Source organism: Pseudomonas sp. R62, assembly GCF_000257605.1.
GTDB lineage: Bacteria > Pseudomonadota > Gammaproteobacteria > Pseudomonadales > Pseudomonadaceae > Aquipseudomonas > Aquipseudomonas atacamensis.
Genome location: NZ_JH635998.1, coordinates 3,853,321 through 3,858,418 on the forward strand (window position 1 = coordinate 3,853,321; position 5,098 = coordinate 3,858,418).

Here is a 5,098-nt window from a genome sequence, read left to right on the forward strand (position 1 = left end):
CGCAGCCAGGCCAACATGCTCGGCTATTTCAAAGAACCGCAGAAAACTGCCGAGACGCTCACCGCAGACGGTTTTCTGCGCACCGGCGACAAGGGTGAGCAGGACAGCGAAGGGCGCCTGCGCCTGACCGGGCGACTCAAGGAAATCTTCAAGACCAGCAAGGGCAAATACGTCGCGCCGGCGCCGATCGAAAACCGTCTGGCCGTGCATTCACGCATCGAACAAGTGTGCGTGGTCGGCGATGGCCTGAGTGCACCGCTGGGGTTGTGCGTGCTGTCCACCGTCAATCAGCAAGAGCCTCGTGCCAGTCTGCACGCGAGCCTGGAAAAGCTGCTGGAAGAGGTCAACGCCGCCCTCGACAAGCACGAACGCCTGCACCGGCTGGTGGTGGTCAAGGACAACTGGGCGGTGGATAACGGCTTCCTCACGCCGACCCTGAAAATCAAACGCAACGTCATCGAAGACCGCTACGGCGCACGCTTCGAAGAATGGAGCGCGCGCAGCGAGGCGGTGCTGTGGCAGGATTGAGCATCGATTACAACAACAAAGGAAGTCTGCGATGAGCTTGTGGCGTACTACTCCCGACATCGAACAGTTGAACGCAATCCAGAAGAACACCATTGGCGAAGTGCTGGATATTCGCTTCGAAGCCTTCGACGAACAGTCGCTGACCGCGAGCATGGTCATCGACCATCGCACCCACCAGCCTTACGGCCTGCTGCATGGCGGCGCATCGGTGGTGCTGGCGGAAACCGTGGGTTCGATGGCCAGTTATCTGTGCATCGATGCCAGCAAGTTCTATTGCGTCGGCCTGGAGATCAACGCCAACCATTTGCGCGGTTTGCGCAGTGGGCGGGTGACGGCGGTGGCCACGCCGATCCATATTGGCCGCACCACGCATGTCTGGGACATCCGTTTGACCAGCGACGAAGGCAAGGCCAGTTGCGTGTCGCGCCTGACCATGGCGGTGGTGCCGCTGGGGGAGCAGCCGCCGCTGCGTTGACATCTATCGGGTTCCGTCAGGTCGAGCCCTCACCCCAGCCCTCTCCCAGAAGGAGAGGGGGCCTACCGTGTGGTTTTCGCGATCCTCGTCTACCTGATAATTCGAGTCGAGCTCAGGTCCCGGACACTCCCCCGATCTGCTCCCTTTCCCCCTCGCCCCCTTGGGGGATAGGGCTGGGGTGAGGGGGCAGCGGTCTCGCTGATGCACATCACCCTGACCGGACTGTCATCATTCCTGGCACTTACAGTCATTGCTGCGACGCCGGCTCTTGCGGACAATCAACGCCACGATTCCCGCTCATGGATTTGCCCGCATGTCGCAACCGATCTTTTTCGCCCACGCCAACGGCTTCCCTTCGGGGACCTATGGCAAGTTGTTCGCGGCGCTGGCGCCGGAGTATCGGGTCGTGCATCTGGAGCAGCACGCCCATGACCCGCGTTTTCCGGCGGACGACAACTGGTACAACCTGGTCGATGAACTGATCCATCACCTCGAGCAGCAGGAACAGCCGGTATGGGGCGTCGGCCACTCCTTTGGCGGTCTGCTGCACTTGCACGCGGCGTTGCGCTGTCCCGAGCTGTATCGCGGCGTGGTGATGCTCGATTCGCCGGTGCTGACCCGCACCGATCAGTGGGTGATTCGCGCGGCCAAGCGCTTTGGTTTCATCGACCGGCTGACCCCGGCCGGGCGCACCCTCGGACGCCGTGAAGAGTTCGCCGATCTCGACAGTGCACGCAGTTACTTTTCCGGCAAAACCCTGTTTCGCGGCTTCGACCCGGAATGCTTCGATGCCTACCTGCAACACGGTTTGCATCAGGTCGACGACAAGCTTCGTCTGCGTTTTGACCCAGCCACGGAAATCAGCATTTATCGCGGCGTGCCGCACACCAGTCCGGGGCGCACCCGCCAGTTGCAGGTGCCGCTGGCCATCGTGCGCGGGCACAAGAGCCGGGTGGTCATGCGCCATCACACACGTTTCGTCTCGCGCCTGCCCCAAGGCGAGGCGCTGAGCATGCCCGGCGGGCACATGTTTCCGCTGGAGCGCCCGCAGGACACGGCTCGGCTGCTAAAGAGCCTGTTCATGCGCTGGGAACAGCGGCAGAACAAGGATTGCGCATGAGCGCGACCTGCGAAGAAGTGCGCCTGAACCTGCCGCACATCGAATTGGCCGCGCATATGTTCGGCCCCGAGGACGGCCTGCCGGTGATCGCGTTGCACGGCTGGCTCGACAACGCCAACAGCTTCGCGCGGCTGGCGCCGAAGCTCCACGGTTTGCGTATCGTCGCGCTGGACATGGCCGGCCACGGTCATTCCGCGCATCGGCCGAACGGCGCCGGTTATGCCCTGTGGGACTACGCCCATGATGTGCTGCAAGTCGCCGAGCAGCTGGGCTGGAAGCGTTTCGGCCTGCTCGGACATTCAATGGGCGCGATTGTCTCGATGGTGCTGGCCGGTTCGCTGCCTGAACGCATCAGCCATCTGGCGCTCATCGATGGCGTGATTCCTCCGACAGACAAAGGCGAAAACGCCGCCGAGCGCATGGGCATGGCCCTGCAAGCGCAACTTGATCTGCGCGAAAAGCGCAAACCGGTCTATACCACCCTCGAGCGTGCCATCGAGGCGCGGATGAAGGGCCTAGTGGCAGTCAGTCGCGAGGCCGCCGAACTGTTGGCCCAGCGCGGTTTGATGCCGGTCCCCGGCGGTTACACCTGGCGCACCGACAATCGCCTGACCCTGCCATCGCCGCTGCGCCTGACGGAAGAACAGGCAATGGCGTTTGCTTCGCGCGTCGGTTGCCCGGCGCATCTGGTGGTCGCGGCGGATGGCATGCTGGCCAGGCATCCTGAGTTGCTGCAGCGTCTACCCTTCGGTCACGAACAGTTGCCGGGCGGGCATCATCTGCACCTGAATGACGAGGCTGGCGCAGGTCTTGTAGCAGACTGTTTCAATCGCTTCTTCGCCATGCCTTGACTTGCTACCGGCAACTGCCGAGGCTGGGCGGGTTGAAACAGGAGACAAACTTGATGGATTTCTATACCGCTGCGACCCCGACCCGCCCAGCCATGACCGTCCGGTGAGCCTGACTATGCGGCCACTCAGTCTTTTCGCGCTGTGCTGCTTCAGCTCCTTGTCCTTCGCTGCCGATGTGCCGGGCAGCCAGGATCTGCAAATCTTGCCGCGTCTGGCCGACGCACAGATCGTCGACTATCGCCCGGCGGCCGAGCTGGAGCGCATCTACCCGCTGGGCTCGATCCGCAAGATCAGCGGCCAGTTGCGCTTCGACGGCCAGGTCACCGCCCGTGGCCAGACCACCTCGGTGACCTACGAGTTGCCGCCGGAACATTCCGCCACCGAAGCCTTTACTGCCGCCCGCGAAGCCCTGCAACAGCAGGATGCCGAATTGCTGTTCTGGTGCCAGGCCCGCGATTGCGGCGAAAGCAGCCTGTGGGCCAACGAGGTGTTCGGCAACGCCAAGCTGTATGGCTCTGACGAGCAGCAGGCTTATCTGTTGCTCAGGCTGGCGGCGCCAAAGGACAACACGCTGGTGGCGCTCTACAGCATCACTCGCGGCAATCGCAAAGCCTATCTGCATGTCGAACAGTTCGAGGCGACTGCGCCGTTGGGCGAACTGCTGCCGACCTCGGCAACCCTGCTGCGCCAGTTGAAAAGCACCGGCGAGCTGGATTTCCCGAAACTCGCTGATGAGCCGGATGCCACCTGGCTGCGCCTGATTTCCCGTGGCCTGAATCTCGACACGACCTTGCGGGTCACGGTTTCCGGGCCCAAGGCCGAAGCCTGGCGCCAGGCGTTGATCACTCAGGGTGTGCGGGCGGCCCGGATGGAAACCGGCAATCTCGAAGGCTCTGGCCTGCGCATCGACCTGTTGCGATAAGCTGTGCCGGGCGAGCATGCACGCAGTGTTCGCCTACTCTTTCGCTGACTGACTTTGCCGAGACTTCCCATGCTCAATAACGATCGCCTGCTGGTGCAGATTCTGCTGCTGGTGTTATTCGGTGCCAGCCTGTGGGTGATGGCGCCGTTCTGGTCGGCGCTGTTCTGGGGCGCGGTGCTGGCGTTCGCCAGTTGGCCGCTGATGCGTTTGTTGACCCGCGCGCTCAATGGCCGCGAATCGCTGGCCGCGTTGATCCTGACACTGGGCTGGATGTTGCTGGTGGCGGCGCCGCTGGTGTGGCTGGGCTTCAATCTTGCCGATCATGTGCGCGATGCCACGGCATTCATCAAGGATGTGCAGGTCGACGGCTTGCCGGAAGCACCGACCTGGCTTGGCAGCGTGCCTTTGGTTGGTGAGCGACTGGTGGCGATGTGGGACAGCATCGATCAGCAGGGCGCGGCGTTGATGGTCTCGATCAAGCCGTATCTGGGCCAGGTCGGTAACTGGCTGCTGGCGCGCAGTGCGCAGATCGGCGGCGGGATTCTCGAGCTGACGCTGAGCCTGGTGTTCGTGTTCTTTTTCTACCGTGACGGGCCACGACTGGCGGCGTTTGTGCACAGTCTGCTGCAGCGCTTGATTGGCGATCGTGCCGGTTATTACATCGAATTGGTGGCGGGCACGGTGCAGCGGGTGGTCAACGGCGTGATTGGTACGGCGGCGGCGCAGGCGGTGCTGGCGTTGATCGGCTTTTTCATTGCCGGGGTCCCTGGGGCGCTGGTGCTGGGGATCGTCACGTTTATGCTGAGTCTGATTCCGATGGGGCCACCGCTGGTGTGGGTGCCGGCTACGGCTTGGCTGGTGTGGAAGGGGGAGTACGGGATGGCGATCTTTCTCGGGATCTGGGGGACGTTCATCATCAGTGGCGTGGACAATGTGCTCAAACCGTATCTGATCAGCCGTGGCGGCAATCTGCCGTTGGTGATTGTGTTGCTCGGGGTGTTTGGTGGGTTGATTGCGTTTGGGTTTATCGGGTTGTTTATTGGGCCTACTTTGTTGGCGGTGGCTTATAGTCTTTTGACGGATTGGAGTAAGAGTCAGGCTCGGGTCTAGGGGGGGCTTGGCGGCCTTTGGGCCGACCATGCTCTTGGGGTTTTGGGTGAATATCCGTTTCTGCGGGTGTTGCGGATTACGGTTCCGCCCTT

The 5,098-nt window shown here is 62.3% G+C and carries 5 protein-coding genes and 1 pseudogene; all 6 read left to right on the top strand.

The features are described 5' to 3' along the window. Nucleotides 1-528 (top strand): annotated as a pseudogene (locus OQK_RS18300) (AMP-binding protein); the annotation flags it as partial. Nucleotides 529-559: 31 nt separating this feature from the next. After that, complete coding sequence (locus OQK_RS18305) at nucleotides 560-1,003, top strand: hotdog fold thioesterase (protein WP_016773655.1); 444 nt, start codon at nucleotides 560-562, stop codon at nucleotides 1,001-1,003. 313 nt (nucleotides 1,004-1,316) lie between these two features. Continuing rightward, nucleotides 1,317-2,123, top strand: a complete 807-nt coding sequence (locus OQK_RS18310; RefSeq protein WP_016773656.1) for an alpha/beta fold hydrolase — start codon at nucleotides 1,317-1,319, stop codon at nucleotides 2,121-2,123. Further along, complete coding sequence (locus tag OQK_RS18315) at nucleotides 2,120-2,974, top strand: alpha/beta hydrolase (protein ID WP_016773657.1); 855 nt, start codon at nucleotides 2,120-2,122, stop codon at nucleotides 2,972-2,974. Before OQK_RS18310 ends, OQK_RS18315 begins: the two co-directional genes overlap by 4 nt. Nucleotides 2,975-3,089: 115 nt before the next feature. Further along, entirely contained in the window at nucleotides 3,090-3,896 is an 807-nt protein-coding gene (locus tag OQK_RS18320; RefSeq protein WP_016773658.1) for a DUF4892 domain-containing protein, read from the top strand. Between the two features lie 69 nt (nucleotides 3,897-3,965). Then, nucleotides 3,966-5,006 (top strand): AI-2E family transporter, encoded by a 1,041-nt coding sequence (locus tag OQK_RS18325; protein ID WP_016773659.1) that lies wholly within the window; start codon nucleotides 3,966-3,968, stop codon nucleotides 5,004-5,006. The last annotated feature ends 92 nt before the right edge of the window (nucleotides 5,007-5,098 follow it).